We start from the raw sequence: 19,449 nt of genomic DNA, 5'->3' as shown, positions 1-19,449 counted from the left end.
CGTCTCGATCACCTTTGAAACTGTTCCCCAACCCGACTCTCGTTGATGAACAACTCCTGTGGTGGAAGCCGTTTTTCGTGATAGTCATCGTGATACTTCATCAACTGAAAGAGCGTGCCGGTCGGGTTTCGCGGCGAGACGAACGCCTCGGACCATGTATCGAACTCGGCGCGGTCGATGACGCGAATGTCGTTTTCGCGGAGCGACTCGATGACAGCGTCGATGTCGGCGACTTCGAGCGTGACGTGGTGCAGACCTGGACCGTACTGGTCAAGGAAGTCGGTGAGAAACGTGTCGTCCGCAATCGGTTCGATCAGTTCGAGTCGAGAGGCGTCACCGAGGCTATAGTAGGCCCAGCGAAAGCGATCTTCGACGGATTCGACCGTTAAACGCTCACAACCCAGTGCGAACAGGACTGGTTCCGCATTCTCGATAGATTCGACGGCGATACCGACGTGGTCTACTCGAATCGGCGTATCGTGTTTGTTCATTGGTCGAAAGAACGAGAGGACGTATCTTGAATCTGTAGGCGGCAGTCCATCACGGACGTTTCGGGAAATTTCATAACAACAGTCCGAGTACGTCCCGACATGGGATTTTACCAACGCGATTTCATGGAAGGAACGCGCGGAACGATGGGCGTCGATTGGGAGGAGCGAATCGACATGCAGCGCATGCGCGAAGAGCGCAAAGAGCGCGCCCTGTCCCGAATGCGGGAGGCCGGACTGGGGAGCATGCTCCTCATCAACGATCCGAACGTCCGATATGTAACCGGACTAGCCATGACGGGTGGGTCGGGCGCAGACCATTACACCTTGCTCACCGAGAATGGCGACATCGTCCACTGGGATACGGCAGACCACGCGAGCAACCAGCGATTCAACTGTCCATGGTTGGACGATATTCGCTACGCCTGCCCCGGACTCGGGAACGTTCCGCGGGCCTCCGGACGCGATTCGGCCCGCGACTGGTTGAAAGACAAGATGGCCGGTCTCGTCTACGAGGCGATGGAGGAGTACGGCGTCGCAAAGGAGCCGATGGGCATCGACATCGGCAACGGCGCGCTCATCTCGAAATTCGAAGACCGCGGCGTGGACGTTCGCACCGATGAATGCGCGAAGGTCATGGAGAGCGCCCGAAAGGTCAAAACGCGCGACGAAATCGAATGCCTGCGGATGGTCGCCGCGCTCTGTGAAGCAGGATTCCAGCGCATCACGGAAACCGCGAAACCAGGAGTTCGCGAGTCTGAAGTGTGGGGCGAAGCCAGCAGCAAACTATGGAGTCTCGGCGCGATGGTACAAGGTGGTTATGTGACCTCCGGGCCGAACACGTGGCCGAAACATCAGGCGAATACAACGGACCGAATCATGCGCCCCGGTGACCTCGTCTACGCCGACTTCTACAACATCGGCTTCATGGGCTATCGCTCCTGTTACTACAGAACGTTCAGCATGGGCGAACCGACGCAGGCCCAGCAGGACGCCTACGAAATCGCCCGCGACAACCTCTACGACGTGCTCGAACGCATCGAACCCGGCGCAACGACGGACGAAATTTGCAAAGGCTTCCCCGACATGGAAGGCGAACACGCCGACTGGTACGACGCCACCGACCACTGGCAGATGACGACGAACCACTGGGCGCACGGCCTTGGCTTGCAACTGTACGAAGTGCCGCTTATCTGGCGTGGCATCTCGCCTGATCACCCGATCGAAATCGAGGAGGGAATGACCATGGCCGTCGAGACGATGGAACCCGCAGACCGACAGGGTGTTCGCGTCGAAGAGATGGTCGTCGTGCGAGAGAACGGTGTGGAAATTTTGAGTCAGTGGCCCGTCGAGGAGATTACGACTATCGAACACTGAAAACGAGGTGTTTGACCACATCTACAGGGACGACGAGTACGACGTGGAAGTGAACACCGCGAAACTTTCTCCCGAAGAGTATGCCGAACGAGTACTCCGTGGCTTGGAAATGACGAGAAAAATTGGAGACGCGCCGCCACTAAGCCAAGAAGTACAGTAAGGCGAATAGCAGTACCAGCATTCCGACGAGAACCAGCACCGGTTTGAACGCGTCGAGAATCGAATCCTCGGGCTTCTTCGGTCCAGTACTTGTGATCGAACCGTCAGGAGGGCCAATGTCTATGTTCGAACTGCCAATTGTGTACGTGATAAGTTTTCTGCGAATGATGAGGTATTCAGACACGTTTCAATAAAGCATTAAGACGGCGGCCTGCGATTTTCGACCATGAAGCTCGGGACAGGGCTGTTCACCTGCCAGCGACGCCCGGACGACGACCGCTCGATGACCGAGATTTACGACGAGATGCTGGAACTCGGCGAGACCATCGACGCTGCCGGACTCGACAGCATGTGGGTCTCGGAACACCACTTCGCCGAAGATGGCTACCTTCCGGCGACGATGCCCTCGCTCGGCGCGTTGGCCGCCCGAACCGAGAACGTCGAACTCGGCACCTGCATCGCGCTCGCACCCCTCTACGACGGCGTCCGACTCGCGGAGGACGCCGCGACGGTCGATTTGCTCTCGGATGGCCGCCTCACGCTTGGACTGGCAATCGGGTCGAACCCCCGCGAGTTCGAGTCGTTCGGCGTTCCACGCGAAGAACGGGTGGAGCGCCTGAGCGACCTGACGAACCTCCTGCGAGCGTCGTGGTCTGACGGGGAACTGGACTACGATGCCGAATTCCACGACGTATCCTCGGACGTGAGCGTGACGCCGAAACCCGAATCGGACGTCCCCATCATGTTCGGCGGGTCCGTCAAGCCAGCAGTCCGGCGCGCAGCGCGGGTTGCGGATGCGTGGTGTGCACCCTCTTCGATTTCCATCGAGGGCGTCCGCAAGCGCAAGGAGGATATCGAGCGCGTTCGGGAAAAAGAAGGTATTGAGGGAGATTTCGAGGTGTACGTACTCCAGCATGGCTTCATCGGCGATTCGAAGGAGGAAGCGTGGGAGGCTATGAAACCCGGCTACTTCTACATCCAGCGTCGGTACGCCGAAATTTTCTCGGGCGAATCGGTCGAGGAACTGGACGACGACCGTAAACAGGAGTTGAAAGAACAGGCCATCTTCGGCACGCCCGAACAGGTCGCGGAGGAATTGAACGAGTATCGCGACGCGGTGGGCGACGACATCCATTTCATCTTCCGCACGTACCACCCCGGAATCGGTACGGACGCGATGGTGGACTGTATCGAGCGTCTCGGCGACGAAGTCGCACCGCTGGTTCGGTAAGCGGGTCTAGAAGGAGTATCGTCACTGAGTAACACCCCATCGTTTCCGCTGTTCTACGACCGCGCCGTGTTCGAGAAATAGTCGAGCGGAGTGAGCAGTTCGGTACTCCCCTCGATGAGCACGTCCTCCATTACCTCGCCGTGTCCGTCGTCGATATCGAAATCCGAAGCTTCGACTGCGGCTTTCGATGCTTCGATGTCGTCCGCCTCCATGAACGTGAAGAGGAAATCGCCATCCTCGGTCGAACGAAGGAATCGAGCTTCGATGAAAACGCGCTCGTTGTCAAGCGTTTCGAGCACTTCGTCCTCGCGCGCTTCGAGTTCGGCGCACCACGCACGGAGTTTCTCGGTTTTTCCGGGACGAAGCTTCTGCTTGACGAGAACGACTTCCGGCATGATATCGACTACTCGTGTCTGAAAATGATAATATCGGTCGTTGACGAACCGAAAACGAAAGGTCACGGAGCAAGTGAGGATCGGTCAGAGCAGTGCGTTTTCGAACACGCTATAATCCTGACTCCCGGTGACTGTCGTCGCAAACTCGCCGTCGCGAAAGAGGAAAAACGTCGGCGTCCCGCTGACGTTCGCCTCCTTTCGTGCGGTCGTGTCTGCGTCGATGAGGGCACCGTATTTCTCGTTTTTTGCCTCCGAGATGACGGCGTCCGCATCGACCGACGTCTGTGCTTGCAGGAACTTCTTCGAGAACGAGTAGACGGTGTCGGTCGTCACGTAGTCTTGATTCTTGTAGAAATGTTCGTTCAATTTCCAAAAAGCATCACTCGACCGTGCGTTCGTAGCATAGAGTATGTTAACCCCTGATTTGGCCCAGTCCCTGACGTGTGGGTACGACCGATACAGAAACGCCGTCTTTCCGGGGTCGATGAGGTTCGACCTGAGTTTCGGAAAGGTTCGTTCGTCGAATCGGCGACAAACCAAACAGGATGGGTCTTCGAAGGCGATAATAGCGGACTTCGCACTCGCTGGGGACGGGCCAAGTGCCGGATTGCGGTCGATATCGGTCGCCGCGGGGTTGGAGTCGAACGAGTCTTCCGAAAGGGAATCGCCACCGAATATTCCTGTACAGCCAGCGAGTGCGGTGGTTAGGGTTGAGGAGGTCGCTGCGAGGAACGTTCGTCGATTCATCGTATCTCGCGTTTTATCAGGCCGTAGTATGCGAGTTCAGCACCGTAGCAGAATACACAGCCGTTGAAGCGCGGCCGTGTCAAGGATGACGGTTCCCGTGGCTCATCAGGGTCGGACATTGGCTCGATAGAAACGACCAAACGAACTTTCTTAATGTTTCGGTAACCAACAGGTAACTCCCGTACGTTCCGGTAACGGCGTTTCTGCCTCGTCGTTACTGCCAGCGAGTTCCTGCGTCCGAACCGTGTGTCTTTAGTGAGTTCAGTCGGTAATTTCAAATATGGGTTTTGGAAGCTACGACGAATCTGAACAGCAGAACCGGGAGAACGACTCGAACATGGACGAGTCCAGCGCCGTCAACGTCCACGAAAATGACCATCAGGGCGAAATCACGTTTGACAGTGATGCATCCAGCGACGAACTCATCGCCAAACTCGGCGAGATGAAAGACGGCCAAACGGAAGACGAGTCGTAGCGTCATCCGCTCCGCACCCGTTTTTCTTCGATATCTTCTCGACGGGAACACAGTGAGACACGTGTGCAACGTTCCCTAAATGCACCTTTAACTTACATTTTGGCGGTGATAGTTACATATTTGAAAGCGCAGAACCGAGAGAACGGGACGATGTTTTTAGACCACCTAAAAATTATTTCCGTTTTAGGAACTCATAAGCCGGTGAAGACCAATTCTAGAGATGCAATGAGCACCCAGAAAACCGTCCGACAAGAGGCAGGCACCGTCGAGGACAACCCGGTACGTCTCGACCGAGAGAAGGCCGAACAGATAATCGACGCGCTGAACACGGATCTCGCTGACGCGTACGTTCTGTACCATCAACTCCACAAGCACCATTGGAACGTCGAGGGTGCGGAACATCTCGATATTCACGTGTTCCTGCAGGAAGCCTACGAGGATGTCGAGAGGGCCGCCGACGAAGTCGCAGAACGTGTGCAGGCAATCGGCGGCGTCCCGCACGCGAGCATGACCGCGCTCTCCGCGGCCGCAACCGTGGAACCCGAGGATGAAGACGTGTACGATATCCGAACGTCGTTCGAGAACGACCTCAAAATGTATGGCGACATTATCGAAAGCTACCGCGAGCATATCGAACTCGCCGAAGGATTGGGCGACTACGCCACGGGACAGATGCTCCGCGAACACTTGGAAGATCTCGAAGAACATGCCCACGTTCTCGACCACTACCTCGAAGACGACACGCTCGTCCTCGAATCGGCGACGAAATAACTCCGAAAGGGTATTTAGCGGATATCCGGTGCCTCGTCGCCGGGGCGTCCGGGTATTCCCACTTCTATTTCTAGTTCCGGCTCCCCGACGCCGCTGAAATCGATTTCCAGTTCGACGGGTTCGCCGAAGGCAAACGGGAGCTCCCACTCGTCGGTGAGAACAGTGAGTTCGACGTCGTCGCGGAGTTGTTCGCCGAGTTTGATGAGGAACTGTCCTACTTCGCTCGCGCTCAAGCGATATTCCTGTTCGAAATCGCGCCCGGTTCGAATCGTCGTTCGGTCATCGTCCGTTTCGTTGGCGTCGTCTGGCATCGGAGACGGTAGTAAGTCACACGCAAACGAAAACTCGTCGGAAGGGAGTGTCGAAAGGGGGGAAAATTACTGAGTCAAATCGACGGTTAGGTCGCTCGAAATCCATCCGTCGGTGTTCCCCGATTCGAGAAAGACGACTCTCTCAGGACAGCTTTGGCAAACGGAAATGTTCGGACGTGAGGAGGCGTCCGAAACCTCCTCTTTTTCCGACTGAGACTCGGTGCGTGCAGGCATCGAGCTGGTTTAGGCAAGCCTAAAATAAAAAGGTGTGGTTTTCGATTCTTGCGAGACGCCAGTAGACTGACAGCAATCGAGACGAAGGCATGACTCCGATACCTCGGGAACGTTCACGAAACCGGCGGGAGTTCCAACCATTGTAATCGACACGAAAAACCACCATGTCGATGGGGAGGTGTTTATATCGAGACATTCCGCTCGCGAAACTTTCGGCGTTGCGCGAGGGTATCGATATGTCGGCAGATTTTGACGAGAGTGCATCCGACCATGGAAAGTCACTCGTCGTGTTCGACCAGTTCGAGTCGGCAAATCGCAGTACACAGCGTCATTTTAATTCCCCGTTGACGATGGCTGCAACCTTCTGACGGTCGAACAGCGTCGTTTCGACGCCATACAGTTGTTTCGCGAGTCTCTGTGTGAGAACGAGGTTCGTAATCGGGCCTTGATAAAGACCGCCAGCACGGTACACGTCGCCGTTTTCGACGGCAGTGAGGTTGCTCGCAACGGTGTGATTTTGCAGGAATCCGACGACCGTGTTTCGAAACTCGGCTTCGCTTTTTGCCTCGTAGCCACGGAGCAGGAGGACTTCGGGGTCGACTTCCAGCAGGGTTTCGATGTCGATAGCCCCGCGGCTTCCGTGGAAATCCTTGATATCCGTGGTAGCGAGTGCGTCTTTGACCCCAAGGTCGTTCAGGTGCTTGAATCCGGTTCCGTCACCGATAACGTAGGGGTAAAACTGCTTGGGCTCGTCACCAGTTCCCCACATGACCGCAACGGATGGCCGTTCGCTCCGTGCCGGGACGACCGGTTCGAGGTTCGATTGGAACGCCTCGTGAACGTCCACGAATGTTTCGTATCGGTCTGTTCGTTTGAACACCTGTGCGAGCTTCCGGAACCCCTCCATGAGGGTGTAGTAGCGGGATTCTTCGTGCCACGGATAATGTTGGGCGTAGATACAGTTGCCGAACACGGGACCGATGGTGTCGTGTATCTCGTCGACATCGGCTTGTTTCCATCCCTTGAATCGATTGATGAGGAAGTTTGGATCCATGATGTGGACATCCGCGTCGAGCTGGTAGAATCGCTCCTTGTTGACACCGTCCTGATACAGTGAAATCATCCCGCTTTTATCGACGGAGACGCCGTCGATGCCCTCGTAATACTGGGTGTGATACCGGCTGGTGAGCCAGACACCTTTCGGCGGTTCGAGACCGAGCGCGACACCCATGTCGGCCCAACTCCCGTTGTTGGCGACCCATGTTTCCGGTACCGAATCGAATTCGACTTTCCCGACCGGTTCCATGGAGACCGTGTATGGCCCGTCCGTCGAACGTGAGCCGGTCGTACTCGAAGCTCTCCCGTTCGTTCCCTCCGATTCGGAGCCAGTTTGGCCAGCACAGCCTGCGAGCAGGCCTCCAGCCAGAAGTGCGCCGCTTCCCTTGATGTAGTCTCGCCGCGTCTGTACGTCGCCGCCGTTCGAATCCCGAACCATTATTTTAGGCTCGCCTAAAACCAACAAATGTGTTTCGGAATTTAGGCCAGCCTAAAGAAAGAGTTCGGGTGAGAGTACAGTGAAGAAAGAAGAATGCAATGAAACTGATCGTAGCCTGCTCGCGGGAGCACCTGTCGGTCATGGCACAGCACGAACCGTAGGTGAAATCAAGCGATGAAATTTGACAGAGTCATCGTCGGCATCGCGGAGATGGTATAGCGATATTCGATTTATATTCGCGAGTTACGTCGAAAGCATGGCCACTGCACCGATGGCGAGTCCGACTCTTGCCATGTCTCGCACGTCCACCGATTCCCCGAGGAACACCACGCCGAGGACGGCGGCAACCACGAAATACAGCGCCGTGATAGTCGTGGCAATCGCCGTGTTTCCGCGTTGCAGCGCGGCGTAGTAGCTTATCGACCCGATACCGGAGAACAGTCCGCCAGCGATTGCGTAGGTGACACCCGGCCCGGAAAGCGAGACCGAACCCGATTGGGAGGCGATGTAGACGAGTGCGACGCCGACACCCACGGCGTATGAGATAGCCATCGCAACCTCCGGTTCGAGCGTCCGAGTCGCTTTGTCGGCGAACACCGCCCAGATGCCCCACGTGACCATCCCAACCAGCGCGAAGAGAACTGCAGTTCGAACCATACCGTCGGCCAGGAACTGCACAGAAGAATGGGTTCCCATTCCGGCGTTTCAGGAGGGGTCTGTGAGCCAACAACGGTTGGCTGACGACGGACAGAGTAGACCTGTTTCGTCGTAGTACGGACATAACAAATTAGCAACGCAACAACCACATCCGCATGGCGCGTACCGCGACACTCGTGGTCGTTCTCTTCGTCGTGTCCACTGCGGGAGCGATGGCGCTCCCCGGAGGCGTCGTAGAACGACAGGCAGAACCGGAACCGGCCGAGCGATGGAACAAAACCTACGGTAGTTCGGGCGACGAAATATTCAACGACGTCGTCCGAACCGACGACGGGGGCTACATCCTCGCCGGAGAAACCGAGCGTTCCGGAACCGGTATCGACGGCTGGGTCGTGAAAATCGACGCGAAAGGCAACGAGCAATGGTCGCGGACGCTCAGCGGTTCGGGCACCGACAGACTGTACTCGGTCGTGCCGAACGGCAACGGCGGCGTGATGGTTGCCGGACGAACAGACAGTGGTGGCAGCGCGATGGGATGGGTCGTCGAACTGGCGGGCGATGGTTCGACACAGAACGAACGAACACCCCGTCAAGGAGCGTTTTACAGCCTTGAACGGGACGGAAACGGCTACGTCCTCGCCGGGTGGACGAGCGACGGCGGGAAAAAAGGCTGGCTGTTGAAACTCCGTGGTTCCGGCGAGAAAGCGTGGGAGAAAACCTACGCTAGCCCGGAAGAGTATTCAACTGGAGGTTTCAAAGCGGTCGTTCCGGCGTCGAACGGGTATTTCGTCGCGGGCGAAGTCGATGGGGGAAGCCAGGATGCGTGGGCGATGCGTGTCGGAAACAACGGAAATCGACGCTGGCAGAAAACGGCGGGAGGGCCCGACCGGGAAGCGATTTGGGCCGCGACGGGCGGTGACGACGGAATCGTTCTCGCCGGAGAGTCGGAAAGCGGAGACTCCCGCGACGGATGGGTGCTCAAATACGACGCGAACGGCGACCTCGCCTGGGAGAACCGATACGGTGAAGCGGACGTAGATTGGCTGGACTCTGCAATGAAAACGGACGACGGCGGCTACCTCTTCACGGGAGGAACGCTGACTGGCGGAATCGGCAGTGCGGACGGGTACGTGGTAAAAACCGGTTCAGATGGAACCGTACAGTGGGAGAACGCCTACGGAAGCGCGCAGTGGGACAAACCGTGGCCCGCGATTCAAGCGCACGGAGGCGGCTATCTGTTAGCAGGCCAAACCGGCGGATTCGGGGCCGAGGGGATGGACGGCTGGGTGCTTCACCTCGGTTCGGCCGGACAGATTTCCGAATCGAGTGGGACGACGGAAGGCGACGGTTCGGATGAGGGTGGAAATGACGGAACTAGCGAAACGACCGCGAAAGGGGCCTCCGGGAAGGACACACAGACAGGAGGAACGAGTCTTCCCGGCTTCACCGGCGTGGTGGCACTCGTCGCACTCTCCATTTCGGTACTGTTTTTGTGGCGTCGTCGCTGAAAGTCGGAAACGACCGTTTTCAACGCTTTTCGGGTCGTTTGTGAACATCTGCGGCGAGATGGACGATGCGGTTGATGTTAGTAGATCAAAGTTGATAATTATTCGATATTAAAAACAGTATAGAGTAAAGTAACGGATTGCTTTTATCGATAATCGAGATTCTTTTATCCCAGTAACCAGTTTGAGTTGCTAACCAACTGAGTCGTTACGATACAATGAACGGTGAGAAATTAACAGAGCGAATGGAAAATTTCGATACGGACGGACGAATAGCCTACCGAGTTACCGGCGATGAGGACAACGTGAGCACGAGAGTTATTCGAGGTATCGAAGAAATCGTCGGCGAGGACGAAGAGCGACGAACGTGGCTATACGACAGCGTCGACCCGGATGCACTCGATACGATCTTTAGTCAGAAGCACAGCGGTGGGAGCCGGGAAGACGGAAAGGTCATCTTTACTGCCCAAGGGTGTGAGGTTGTCGTTCACGGAGACGGCGAAATACACATCTACGCACCGGAAAATCACACTCCTGAGGAGTAGTCGGACGATATCGAAACGATATTGATGGCGCGTCCGCGAGTGAGTTCAAGAACCGATTGATGACCGACGAAGCAACCGTTTCATTCCACGAACTCTGCCGTGAACTACCGGTTCAAACCGGTCTGTTTAGTTTCGGGCCGGTGGCAATCGGGATGGCACAGCTCTGGAACGGATACGCTCACGAAACCGCCGTTTCGTTTCATGCGCTGTTCGCCCTCGTCATGGTCGGCTTTGCAGTGCTCGTCACGCGCTACCATCTCGCTTCGTTCCAGCTCGAAAAGCTGGAGCGAAAATAGACGATTCCGACGTGTGCCTCAGGCGGTTCCGGCAGGCGCACCAGCCCTCGCTTCTCGACCGGCGTAGGCGTTGTATCCGGCGATGAGAGCGACGACGACACCCGAGACGATGTCGCTCCAGAAGGCCGTTCCTACGTCCATCACGACCGGAACCAGAATCATCCACAGCCCTAACAGCGCGACGAACGAGGAACTTCCGATGCTGGTCGAAAGTCCCTTCGACATCCGGTAGTAGTTGTAGCCCGCGACGAGGAAAATCGCGGCCCCGATGATGAGGTTGTTCCAATAACTCGTCATCGACATCGTCGGATAGACGAACGCCGAAATAAAAATCCAGGCCCCGATAAGCGATACGAAGCCGCTCAGCCACTTCAGGTTCGACGTGTCGGTGTCAGTCGCTCGTGTCGTTCGCTCTCTCGTTTCGGTTTCACTCATCAGTTCTCCCTCCATATCAGGATAGATTGAGCGTGTGAATAAAGCGAGCGACCGTTCACGAACTAACGGTTCATTACACGTGCTCGAACTGCAACAGTTCGAGCGCGAACCGAACCCCTACACCTGTCCGGGGTCGTGCGTTTCGAACCATTCCGTCAACTCCTCGATTCGGTGAACTGCCCGGTCGGGGTCGCCGATGTTGTGATGTTCGTCGGGGTAGACGACGAGTTTCGAGGGAACGCCTTGCTTTTTCACGCTGACGTAGAGTTGTTCGGATTGTGACGGCGGGCAACGCCAATCGTCGCCACCTGTCGTGACCAGCAGGGGTGTTTCGACGTTGCCGACATCCGTAATACTCGACGCCGAATCGTACGCTTCCGGGTTTTCCCACGGGAGGCCGAAGTCATTCTCCCACCACTTGTGCGCGTCGTCCGTTCCGTAGCACGACCGCAAATCGTAGATACCGTGTTCCGCCGCAGCACCAGCGAACCGGTTCGTGCTCGTGACGAGGAATCCGGTCGTGATGCCGCCGTAGGAAAAGCCAGTGGCGAAGGTGCGGTCGATATCGACCCAACCGCGTTCGACGAGATGGTCGACACCGGCGAGAACGTCTTCGACTTCACGAGCGCCCCAATCCCCGCGGATGACCTCGCTGAACTCCCTGCCGTAGGAACTGCTTCCGCGGTAGTTCAGTCGAAAGACGACGAAGCCTCGGTCGGTCCAGTACGCATATTCGAACTTGAACTCGGGTGCGTCGTACGAAATCGGCCCGCCGTGAATGGAAACGATGAGTGGAAGGTCAGAGGTGTCAGCCGGGTCGAAATCGGCAGGCAGATACGCGATACCTTCGACATCGTCGCCGGAGTCGTTCTCGTAAACGACACGCCGACAGTCGGGCATAGCGTGGGATTCCTCGAATGAATCGTTGAGACTCGTCAGCCGAACGGGTTCGCCCGATTCGAGTTCGTCCACGTCCAGCGCGTACAGGTCGCCGACCGTTTCCGGTTCGGTGGACAGGAGAGCAACCGTGTCGCCCACATGGTCGAACGTTCGAATCGTCCAGTAGTCGTCCTGGGATTCGAGCGTAAATTCGGGCGCGCTGCCGTCGGCGAAACAGCGCACGAGGCGCGTGCTTCCCTCGTCACCGACCGGGGCGAGCATCGACTCGTCGTCCATCCATCGAACGCGGTTTGCGTGTGCCACGGTTCGGTCGAGCGAATCGGTAACCGAGCGATATTCGCCGTCAGCGGAATCGTCCGAAACGTAAACCTGCGTCGGAATGTGCCAGTTGACGGCGTCACTACCGATGAACGCCAGACGAGCGCCGTCCGGACTCCATCGGGGTGCGCTCGCCGTAAGATCCGAATCCGTCACCCGCCGAAGGCCGGTTCCGTCCGGGTCGATGGTGTAAACGTCCATCACGCCGGAGTCGTCCGGTCGCTCGGTTCGGTTCGAGATGAAAGCGATTCGGTTCGAACCCCACGTGGGTTGGAGCCCTGACATCGGTTCGAACGATCCGCCGCCGTAGGCGTCGTCGAGTCGTCGCTCCTCGCGGGTGGCCACGTCAACGACGAACAGGTATGTCGTCACGTCGTCCAAGAACCCTTTTCCGTCGTATCGGTGCTGAAGGCGGTCGATTTCGACCGGCCCGCCGTCTCGCAGTTCTTCGAGATAATCGGCCTGTTCCTCGGTCGGGTCGCGGGCCGAGACGACGAGTCGGTCACCGTTCGGCCCCCAATCGAACTCGCGGACACCTTCCTCGCGGTCGATCACTTGGCGGGCGTCGCCGCCGCGTTCGAGGTCGAACACCCACACTTGCGATTTCGGTTCGTCGTCATCGGTACCGGTAGCTTCGTCAGCGTCATCCGAATCGACGTCCTCGTCCTGCACGGAGAGGGCGGTATCCTGGTCACGGCCGGCTAGAAACCCGAGTTTCGACCCATCCGGCGACCAGTTCGGCGACCCGGCATCGGAGGTGCGGGAGAGTCGATATGGGTCGTCGCTCCCGTCCGTCGGAACGACGAACAAGGATGTTCGTCGTTCGTCTTCGTCACGGTCGAACTCGCTCGCCACGAAGGCGAGTCGGTCGCCGTCCGGCGAAAGCGCGATATCGGACGCGAGAGTCAAATCGTAGAAGTCGTCCAGTTCGAACGTCTGCGTCATCGGTGACACATCACACGCGAACCATATAGTTGTACGTCCGCCAGCAAATCTAGAGCCGATTTTCGGCTTAGGCCACGTTCCGTTCCTCGACCGTCCGTCTTCGAACCGCTCCCAGACTCGCCTGCTCGCCCGCAAGAGGGCGACGTTGACTTTGGTCGAAAACTGTGCTCAGATGCCGCACGAGGAGCGTTCAGTGCTCCCGACACCGATATTCGAGCGTTTACATACCACAACTTCGGCACCTCGGTCAGCGAATAGTACGCACACGAACAGCCGACGATACCACCACCGATGACGACGACACGCATAGGTCGAAGTACGAATGTCCGTGTTATGGTTCCACCACCTGCAAATAAGGTACCGCAGAACGAACGACCGCCATGGTTCGAATCCTCTCCGACGCAGCTGTGGCCTCCGTTCTGGACATTGAATCCCTCCTCCCCATCGTCCGCAACGCGTTCGTAAAACAGGGACGGGGGGAGGTCGAACGCCCCGAACGCCCGCACTTCCCAGTCGGAACCGGACTCGCGGATGGCGCACTCGGAACCGGTCTCGTCATGCCCGCGTATATCCACGGCGCGACCTACTACGCAACGAAACTGGTCGGCGTCCATGAGGGAAACGCCGAGCGAGGTCTACCGACCATCAACGCGCAAATCGCGCTCACGGAAGCCGAAACGGGGCTCCCCGCCGCTTTCCTCGCTGGAACGAGAATCACCAACGCAAGAACTGGCTGTATCGGCGGCCTCGCAACCAAGGAACTCGCACCCACGCCGGTCAGACTTGCACTCATCGGTGCCGGAACACAGGCACAGTGGCAAGCGCGCTGTATCGCCGCAGCGACCAACCTCGAATCGATTCGAGTGTACTCCCCGAGCGAATCCAGATACGACACTTCCGACAAACTCGAATCGGAACTCGACATTCCGACGAACGCAGTCGAGTCAGCTGACGATGCCGTCTCAGGTGCGAACGTCGTCGTGACCGCAACGACTGCAACCGAACCTGTTTTTTCGGGCGACGCCCTCGACGCGGGGACACTCGTCGTCGCCATCGGTGCCTATGCCGCCGAGATGCGCGAACTCGACCGAACGACGTTCGAGCGTGCCGGACACATATTTGCGGACGTTCCGGACGAAGTGATAGAAATAGGTGACCTCCGAGCGACCGATCTTTCAGAAGACGACATCGTTCCGCTATCCGCAGTGTTCCGCGATCGCGTCGAGCGCGAATCCGATTCGGAAATCGTCGTGGTCGAAAGCGTCGGAACCGCCGTGTTGGATGCCGCCGCGAGCGAGCACGTTCTCGAACGTGCGAGCGAGCATGGGAGTGGCGAGGAAGTCGGCCTGTAGCGAGTATTTGTCCACCTTTCCGATAAGATGTCTGTAGAGATATCCAGATAGCTATCTGATAGGGAAATCAACTATCAGTAGCCGCGTGGAGAACTATACAAGTATTTCTGGAGAGGTATCCACACAAATACCCGTCTTTATCGAGAGCAGTCGAGTCACATAAATCAGATCGTTCGAGTCAAATCGGCCGCAGTATAGTGGTTATCTGGATAGATAACCAGACAGGTATCCAGTTAGATAGCCATCTAGATAGCTGTTTGTATAGTTTAACGCAATTGTCTGACGAGAATTTATGAGGGGTAAGCGTATAACAGCCGACTGTATGAAACGGGCCATCACACTGTGGAGCGAATCCGGCGGGGTCGGAAAGACCACCATGGCGACTAACGTTGCCGCCGCGCTGGGACGGCGAGGCGAACGAGTTCTCGTGATCGATTTAGACCCCCAACTGGGGAGTTTGACCGACCATGTCGGCTACCAAGAGTTGAAGACGGGTGACCGCGACCACCTCGGTCACGTTCTCTTAGATGATACCAAAGACGTTCGTTCGCTCATCGTGGAGACTGCCGATTTCGACCTCGTGCCGTCACATGAAAGCCTTGCAAATATCGAGAGCGAGATGGCCGCCCGGAACACGTCACTTCGGGAGTTCCAGCTCCGGTCAGCGCTGAAATCGGTCGCAGGCGAGTACGACTACTTCATCATCGATCCACCGGCGACGCTCAACGTTCTCGTCGATAATGCGCTCGTCGCAGCACGAAACGTCGTGATTCCAATCGAACTGACGCGAAAGGGAAGCATCTCCATCGAAGGGTTGGAAGATACACTCGATAGCATGGAACGGGGATTCCGAAAGTTCGACGATAACTTCACACTCGGAATACTCGCCGTCGTACCGAACGAAGTGGGCGACTCCAACATCTACCGTGACACCCGAGACGAGTTGGAAACCGGCGGGAAACCGGTGACGCCCTTCGGCGTCCGAAAGCGGGACGTGTTGAAGGAGGCGTGGAAACAGCAGATGAACGTGTTCGAGTTCGCTGAGAGCGACGAAACTCGTGACCTCCGGGAATACGAACAAGATCTACTTTCGAACTTCGAACATCTCGCACGAATCATCGAACAGGGAACCGTCGATGTGGAGGTCGAAGCATGACTAAAGACGACCGATACGGCGCGACCGACGACGATTATGGTGACGATTACTCCACGGACGCGACGACAACAAGCACGGCCACCAAGAGCACAAATGCCGAATCCTCAGCTACCGATCAGCAGTCTGGAACTGACTCCGGAACAGGGGAGCAAACACTCCCGTTTATTTTCGCTCGGCGAACGGTTAAAGCTGACCGCGAGGCGGTACCGGTGTACGTACAGGGCGAGACGGCAGGGGAAATCAGCGAACTCGAACGAGAACTGAGCCAAACATTCGATGGCGACAAAGTGATGGCATTGGACGTGCGTGAAGCACTCATTCGCGCAGGACTGGAAAACACGGACGATGTTCAGCGTGTGATGGAGGAGTGGGGGTACGGCCGTCGGTAGAGTACTTCCGTCCTGTGGATATCCAGAAAGCTATCTATACATATTTTTAGGTTTCTATCTGGTAAGATTCCTGGGTAGTTAGCCATCCAATCAAACCGGAGTAACGTTTTGGAAGACAGTATTGGAAAGGGAGACAGAAGAGAACAGCTCTCGACCTCACATACTTGTAGCGATTGAAGCCGACTCGGTAGCACAAGGAGCGGTAGCGACCACCACCAACCGACTCGCACAACAAGACGAGATTCACGAGTTCCGTCGAACAGTTCGCCTGAGCAACATTCAATATTCTCCTCTTCGTTGAACCGAATAGGAAATGGGTTTTCACACGTTCGACCCCGAGAAAGCCGACAAACTGGAAGACGCAGAGCGATATCGTTACGTCTCCCGTGAGGAGTTAGTTGGCCATCTCGATGTGACCACAGGAAGCATCGTCGCAGACCTCGGGAGCGGTACCGGGTTCTACACCGACAATATCGCACCCTTCGTGCGAAAAGTATTCGCCGTAGATGTGCAGGATGCGATGCATGACCACTACCGAGAGAAGGGTGTGCCGGAAAACGTCTCGCTCGTCACGGCAAATATCTCCGACATACCGTTTTCGGACGGTGAACTCGATGCCGCGTTTTCGACCATGACGTATCACGAATTCGCAAGCGGTGAGGCGCTCACCGAAATTGCCCGCATCCTCCGACCTGGCGGTCGGTTCGTCATCGCCGATTGGTCTGCAAACGGCCAGGGGGAGAGTGGGCCACCGGTCGAGGAACGATACGACCTCGAAACAGCGCACGAACTAGTTTCGGACACAGGGTTCCAAATCGAGTTCGAAGCCGAGCGTCCCGAAACGTTCATTCTCGTAGCGAGTCGGTGAACTACCCCGCCCTACCGCTCGGGCTGACGCCCTCGCGCTTGAGGGTGGGGCTTCCTGCTTCGATGACGCGCTTTGCAGATACGGACGTCTCCACAGGGAGCGCAGTCTCCACAGGCGTTGATTCGGAGCGTCCCGCTCCTAACCGCTTCTTTAGACCGCGAGAAAGAATGTTCCACGCCGCGTTCACGTCCCTGTCCGCCTCGAAACCACACGCCGGACAGGAGTGTTCACGGACCCACAACGGCTTGTCTGTCGAGACGCCGCAGGACGCACACTCTCTGGTCGTTCCTCTCGGGTTAACCGCCACGAAGTGCGTACCCTCTCGCTTGCATTTGTATTCGAGCATTCGGAGGAACGTTCCCCACGCCGCCCCCGCTCGGTTCCGTGAGTTGCTCGGTAGTTCGATCAAGCTCTTCGCGTCCAAGTCCTCCACAGCCACGAGGTCGTACTCGCGGGCGTAGTAGTTCGACAACTTGTGGAGGAAGTCACGACGCTTGTTCTTCAACTCGGCGTGACGCTCGGCCACGACCCGACGCTGTATCCCAATTCGCAGAGCCGTGTTGCTTCAGCGAGAGATTGCGCTGAGCGCGTTCCAACCGCTCGCGTTCGTCGGACAGGTCGAGCAATTCAACGGCGGTGCCGTCGGTGTCGTGGGCGTACTTGAGAATCCCCACGTCGATGCCGACGCATCTCTCGGGATTCTCCGGTTTCGCAGGTGGGTCGTCAGGGGTTTCGACGCCGAGGATGGCGTACCACTTTCCGGTCGGTTCCTGTTTGACTGTGGATCACAGTCGGACAACCATATACTGTATTTCGCTATATAATTTGGGAACGAAGGCTATCGGTTCATTGCACTCATCATTTTGGCGAGTCATGCCTTCGTTCCATCTCGATAGACCGTCGAACCTCTTCACGGATTTCCACTAGATGGCACAGCGGATTGCCGGGATAAACGACGGGATTTTCCAGCACACCCGCCAGCAGACCGGTGAGCGAGGCCAAATCGATGGACGAGGTGCTGAAAATCGCTGGCGACTTCATCACGTCGGAAGTCGATGCAAGCGTCTACGAGACGGGTGATTCTCTTCCGAAACAAGACCGCAAAGCCAACGACGACACGAGCGACGTGAACGTCCTGAATTACGCGCTGACGCTCGAAACCTGGAGAACGCCTTCTACCGCGACGGTCTGAAGAAATTCAGCAACGACCAACTCATGCACGCCGACGCGCTAACGAAGTTCAGCGACCACGTGAAAATGAAAGTGCCGGGATACCTCAAGAAAGTCGGCGAACACGAGGCTGTACACGTCGAAGCACTGACGAAGACGGTCAAACAACTCGGCGGAAAACCCGTCGAAGAGGCCGAGTACGACTTCGGCTACGAGACGCCGACCGAATTCCTCGGCGTGGCGAAAGCCTTGGAAAACACTGGTGTCGCCGCATATAAGGGTGCCGCGCCGATCGTTTCCAACGACGATGTGTTTTCGGCCGCAATCGGCATCCACAGCGTCGAAGCCGAACACGCCTCGTTCCTCAACGAAATCAACGCCTCCTCCCCGTTCCCCAAGGCCGTTGATGAGCCGAAAACGATGGACGAAGTCAAAAAGATAGCCAGTCAATTCATCGTCAAAAACTGAATGCAAGCAAAAACCGTCACCACTAAAATTCGTGTCGATGGGCTTAGGTAGCTCGATTCGAATGGTACTGGCCAATGGAGGCAGTCCTCTGGTACGTGCTGGCCGGGACGCGAGGCGGCGTCAATCGCGTGCGAATGCTTCGCGCGCTCGATGACCGTCCCCGTAACGCCAACCAGCTTGCAGAGGAGGTAGACCTCAACTACGACACCATACGCCACCATCTCGACGTGCTCACCGACAACAACGTCGTGAAAGCAAGCGGCAACGATTACGGCGCGGTGTACTTGCTGACCGATATGGCCCACGACCACTGGGGCATCATCGAAGATATCATGACCGAACTCGACTGACCATGACAGAACCTACACACGAGCAAAGCGCTCCCGATAGCCTCCACGGGGGAACGAATCGATGAGTATCTGGATCGACACGGCCCGCATCGCTACGGGTCTCAATATGGTTCTCCTCGCGCTTCTCGGGAGCGTTTGGATCCGGAACTACGTGCAACTTCGGTCGAAACACACCCTCGGAATGCTCGTGTTCGCAACGTTGCTGTTCTTCGAGAACGGATTCGCGCTGTACTACTACCTGATCGACCCGACGCTGTCGGCGTGGTTCAGTACGAAAGTACCGGATATCGCTTGGAAAGCGATGTTGCTTCTCCACGTGCTGGAAACCCTGGCAATCGGGTTTCTCGCGTGGGTGACGTGGGACTGAGGGAAAATCCTCGCCCGTCAGACGAGCGGAATAGCCCGGTACATC

25 protein-coding genes and 2 pseudogenes are annotated in these 19,449 nt (G+C 56.9%); 16 read left to right on the top strand and 11 right to left on the bottom strand.

Translation table 11 applies throughout. The annotated features are described in order from the left end of the window. Nucleotides 1–8 precede the first annotated feature (8 nt). Nucleotides 9–491, bottom strand: coding sequence for a VOC family protein (locus ACN2TU_RS17540; protein WP_435157172.1), 483 nt, complete (start codon nucleotides 489–491; stop codon nucleotides 9–11). Between the two features lie 99 nt (nucleotides 492–590). Between ACN2TU_RS17540 and ACN2TU_RS17535 the strand changes: the two genes are divergently transcribed. The 3 genes from ACN2TU_RS17535 (at nucleotide 591) to ACN2TU_RS17525 (ending at nucleotide 3,255) form a co-directional block, all read left to right on the top strand. Next, complete coding sequence (locus tag ACN2TU_RS17535; protein WP_435157170.1) at nucleotides 591–1,865, top strand: M24 family metallopeptidase; 1,275 nt, start codon at nucleotides 591–593, stop codon at nucleotides 1,863–1,865. A 7-nt stretch (nucleotides 1,866–1,872) separates the two neighbouring features. After that, entirely contained in the window at nucleotides 1,873–2,025 is a 153-nt protein-coding gene (locus tag ACN2TU_RS17530; protein WP_435157168.1) for a hypothetical protein, read from the top strand. Nucleotides 2,026–2,250: 225 nt separating this feature from the next. Beyond that, the gene (locus tag ACN2TU_RS17525; protein ID WP_435157166.1) at nucleotides 2,251–3,255 is read left to right on the top strand and encodes an LLM class flavin-dependent oxidoreductase; all 1,005 of its coding nucleotides are present in this window, start codon (nucleotides 2,251–2,253) and stop codon (nucleotides 3,253–3,255) included. Between the two features lie 53 nt (nucleotides 3,256–3,308). On the opposite strand, the gene ACN2TU_RS17520 is transcribed toward ACN2TU_RS17525, so the two are convergent. Both ACN2TU_RS17520 and ACN2TU_RS17515 read right to left on the bottom strand, forming a co-directional pair. Next, entirely contained in the window at nucleotides 3,309–3,650 is a 342-nt protein-coding gene (locus tag ACN2TU_RS17520) for a DUF6176 family protein (RefSeq protein ID WP_435157164.1), read from the bottom strand. An 84-nt stretch (nucleotides 3,651–3,734) separates the two neighbouring features. After that, complete coding sequence (locus ACN2TU_RS17515; RefSeq protein WP_435157162.1) at nucleotides 3,735–4,397, bottom strand: DsbA family protein; 663 nt, start codon at nucleotides 4,395–4,397, stop codon at nucleotides 3,735–3,737. Nucleotides 4,398–4,677: 280 nt separating this feature from the next. Here ACN2TU_RS17515 and ACN2TU_RS17510 point away from each other — a divergent pair, with 280 nt between their 5' ends. Both ACN2TU_RS17510 and dpsA read left to right on the top strand, forming a co-directional pair. After that, nucleotides 4,678–4,872, top strand: coding sequence for a DUF5786 family protein (locus tag ACN2TU_RS17510; protein WP_435157160.1), 195 nt, complete (start codon nucleotides 4,678–4,680; stop codon nucleotides 4,870–4,872). A gap of 225 nt (nucleotides 4,873–5,097) precedes the next feature. Further along, on the top strand, nucleotides 5,098–5,643 hold the full coding sequence (gene dpsA / locus ACN2TU_RS17505; RefSeq protein WP_435157158.1) for a DNA starvation/stationary phase protection protein DpsA: 546 nt from the start codon (nucleotides 5,098–5,100) through the stop codon (nucleotides 5,641–5,643). A gap of 14 nt (nucleotides 5,644–5,657) precedes the next feature. On the opposite strand, the gene ACN2TU_RS17500 is transcribed toward dpsA, so the two are convergent. The 4 genes from ACN2TU_RS17500 to ACN2TU_RS17485 all read right to left on the bottom strand — a co-directional run bounded on the left by ACN2TU_RS17500 (nucleotide 5,658) and on the right by ACN2TU_RS17485 (nucleotide 8,340). Beyond that, entirely contained in the window at nucleotides 5,658–5,954 is a 297-nt protein-coding gene (locus ACN2TU_RS17500; RefSeq protein ID WP_435157157.1) for an amphi-Trp domain-containing protein, read from the bottom strand. Nucleotides 5,955–6,020: 66 nt separating this feature from the next. Continuing rightward, a complete protein-coding gene (locus tag ACN2TU_RS17495; RefSeq protein ID WP_435157155.1) occupies nucleotides 6,021–6,188 on the bottom strand; it encodes a hypothetical protein in 168 nt (55 codons plus the stop codon). Nucleotides 6,189–6,516: 328 nt separating this feature from the next. Beyond that, on the bottom strand, nucleotides 6,517–7,683 hold the full coding sequence (locus ACN2TU_RS17490) for an ABC transporter substrate-binding protein (protein ID WP_435157153.1): 1,167 nt from the start codon (nucleotides 7,681–7,683) through the stop codon (nucleotides 6,517–6,519). Nucleotides 7,684–7,926: 243 nt separating this feature from the next. Continuing rightward, a complete protein-coding gene (locus ACN2TU_RS17485; RefSeq protein ID WP_435157151.1) occupies nucleotides 7,927–8,340 on the bottom strand; it encodes an EamA family transporter in 414 nt (137 codons plus the stop codon). A gap of 155 nt (nucleotides 8,341–8,495) precedes the next feature. Between ACN2TU_RS17485 and ACN2TU_RS17480 the strand changes: the two genes are divergently transcribed. The 3 genes from ACN2TU_RS17480 to ACN2TU_RS17470 all read left to right on the top strand — a co-directional run bounded on the left by ACN2TU_RS17480 (nucleotide 8,496) and on the right by ACN2TU_RS17470 (nucleotide 10,686). After that, nucleotides 8,496–9,848, top strand: a complete 1,353-nt coding sequence (locus tag ACN2TU_RS17480; protein ID WP_435157150.1) for a hypothetical protein — start codon at nucleotides 8,496–8,498, stop codon at nucleotides 9,846–9,848. A gap of 242 nt (nucleotides 9,849–10,090) precedes the next feature. After that, complete coding sequence (locus tag ACN2TU_RS17475) at nucleotides 10,091–10,390, top strand: HalOD1 output domain-containing protein (RefSeq protein ID WP_435157149.1); 300 nt, start codon at nucleotides 10,091–10,093, stop codon at nucleotides 10,388–10,390. Between the two features lie 59 nt (nucleotides 10,391–10,449). After that, nucleotides 10,450–10,686 (top strand): hypothetical protein, encoded by a 237-nt coding sequence (locus tag ACN2TU_RS17470; RefSeq protein ID WP_435157148.1) that lies wholly within the window; start codon nucleotides 10,450–10,452, stop codon nucleotides 10,684–10,686. An 18-nt stretch (nucleotides 10,687–10,704) separates the two neighbouring features. Here ACN2TU_RS17470 and ACN2TU_RS17465 read toward each other — a convergent pair whose 3' ends face one another. Both ACN2TU_RS17465 and ACN2TU_RS17460 read right to left on the bottom strand, forming a co-directional pair. Further along, nucleotides 10,705–11,121: an SPW repeat domain-containing protein gene (locus ACN2TU_RS17465; RefSeq protein ID WP_435157146.1), complete on the bottom strand. Its 417-nt coding sequence runs from the start codon at nucleotides 11,119–11,121 to the stop codon at nucleotides 10,705–10,707. A 117-nt stretch (nucleotides 11,122–11,238) separates the two neighbouring features. After that, nucleotides 11,239–13,284, bottom strand: coding sequence for a S9 family peptidase (locus ACN2TU_RS17460; protein ID WP_435157145.1), 2,046 nt, complete (start codon nucleotides 13,282–13,284; stop codon nucleotides 11,239–11,241). Between the two features lie 380 nt (nucleotides 13,285–13,664). On the opposite strand from ACN2TU_RS17460, the gene ACN2TU_RS17455 reads away from it, so the two are divergent. From ACN2TU_RS17455 to ACN2TU_RS17440, 4 genes are all read left to right on the top strand, one after another. Further along, on the top strand, nucleotides 13,665–14,636 hold the full coding sequence (locus ACN2TU_RS17455) for an ornithine cyclodeaminase family protein (protein ID WP_435157143.1): 972 nt from the start codon (nucleotides 13,665–13,667) through the stop codon (nucleotides 14,634–14,636). Nucleotides 14,637–14,958: 322 nt separating this feature from the next. After that, a complete protein-coding gene (locus ACN2TU_RS17450; RefSeq protein ID WP_435157142.1) occupies nucleotides 14,959–15,792 on the top strand; it encodes a ParA family protein in 834 nt (277 codons plus the stop codon). Next, a complete protein-coding gene (locus tag ACN2TU_RS17445; protein ID WP_435157141.1) occupies nucleotides 15,789–16,181 on the top strand; it encodes a DUF7970 domain-containing protein in 393 nt (130 codons plus the stop codon). The genes ACN2TU_RS17450 and ACN2TU_RS17445 overlap by 4 nt, the downstream gene beginning before the upstream one ends. Before the next feature lie 313 nt (nucleotides 16,182–16,494). Then, nucleotides 16,495–17,049 carry a class I SAM-dependent methyltransferase gene (locus tag ACN2TU_RS17440; protein WP_435157140.1) on the top strand — a complete coding sequence of 185 codons (555 nt, stop codon included), beginning with the start codon at nucleotides 16,495–16,497 and terminating at the stop codon, nucleotides 17,047–17,049. A 1-nt stretch (nucleotide 17,050) separates the two neighbouring features. Here the strand turns inward: ACN2TU_RS17440 and ACN2TU_RS17435 are convergent. Further along, nucleotides 17,051–17,831: pseudogene (locus ACN2TU_RS17435) on the bottom strand (RNA-guided endonuclease InsQ/TnpB family protein); the annotation flags it as partial. Nucleotides 17,832–17,907: 76 nt separating this feature from the next. Further along, nucleotides 17,908–18,051, bottom strand: a pseudogene (locus ACN2TU_RS17430) (succinylglutamate desuccinylase/aspartoacylase family protein); the annotation flags it as partial. Here ACN2TU_RS17430 and ACN2TU_RS17425 point away from each other — a divergent pair. From ACN2TU_RS17425 to ACN2TU_RS17410, 4 genes are all read left to right on the top strand, one after another. After that, complete coding sequence (locus ACN2TU_RS17425) at nucleotides 18,038–18,241, top strand: hypothetical protein (RefSeq protein ID WP_435157844.1); 204 nt, start codon at nucleotides 18,038–18,040, stop codon at nucleotides 18,239–18,241. The pseudogene ACN2TU_RS17430 and the gene ACN2TU_RS17425 sit on opposite strands and share 14 nt — an antisense overlap. Nucleotides 18,242–18,264: 23 nt before the next feature. Next, nucleotides 18,265–18,687 (top strand): ferritin-like domain-containing protein, encoded by a 423-nt coding sequence (locus tag ACN2TU_RS17420; protein ID WP_435157139.1) that lies wholly within the window; start codon nucleotides 18,265–18,267, stop codon nucleotides 18,685–18,687. A 74-nt stretch (nucleotides 18,688–18,761) separates the two neighbouring features. Then, nucleotides 18,762–19,037 carry a winged helix-turn-helix domain-containing protein gene (locus tag ACN2TU_RS17415; RefSeq protein WP_435157137.1) on the top strand — a complete coding sequence of 92 codons (276 nt, stop codon included), beginning with the start codon at nucleotides 18,762–18,764 and terminating at the stop codon, nucleotides 19,035–19,037. 61 nt (nucleotides 19,038–19,098) lie between these two features. Next, nucleotides 19,099–19,404: a DUF8036 family membrane protein gene (locus ACN2TU_RS17410; protein WP_435157135.1), complete on the top strand. Its 306-nt coding sequence runs from the start codon at nucleotides 19,099–19,101 to the stop codon at nucleotides 19,402–19,404. The last annotated feature ends 45 nt before the right edge of the window (nucleotides 19,405–19,449 follow it).

It is taken from the genome of Haladaptatus marinus (genome assembly GCF_051194195.1).
This window is presented reverse-complemented; position numbering and strand designations above follow the sequence as displayed.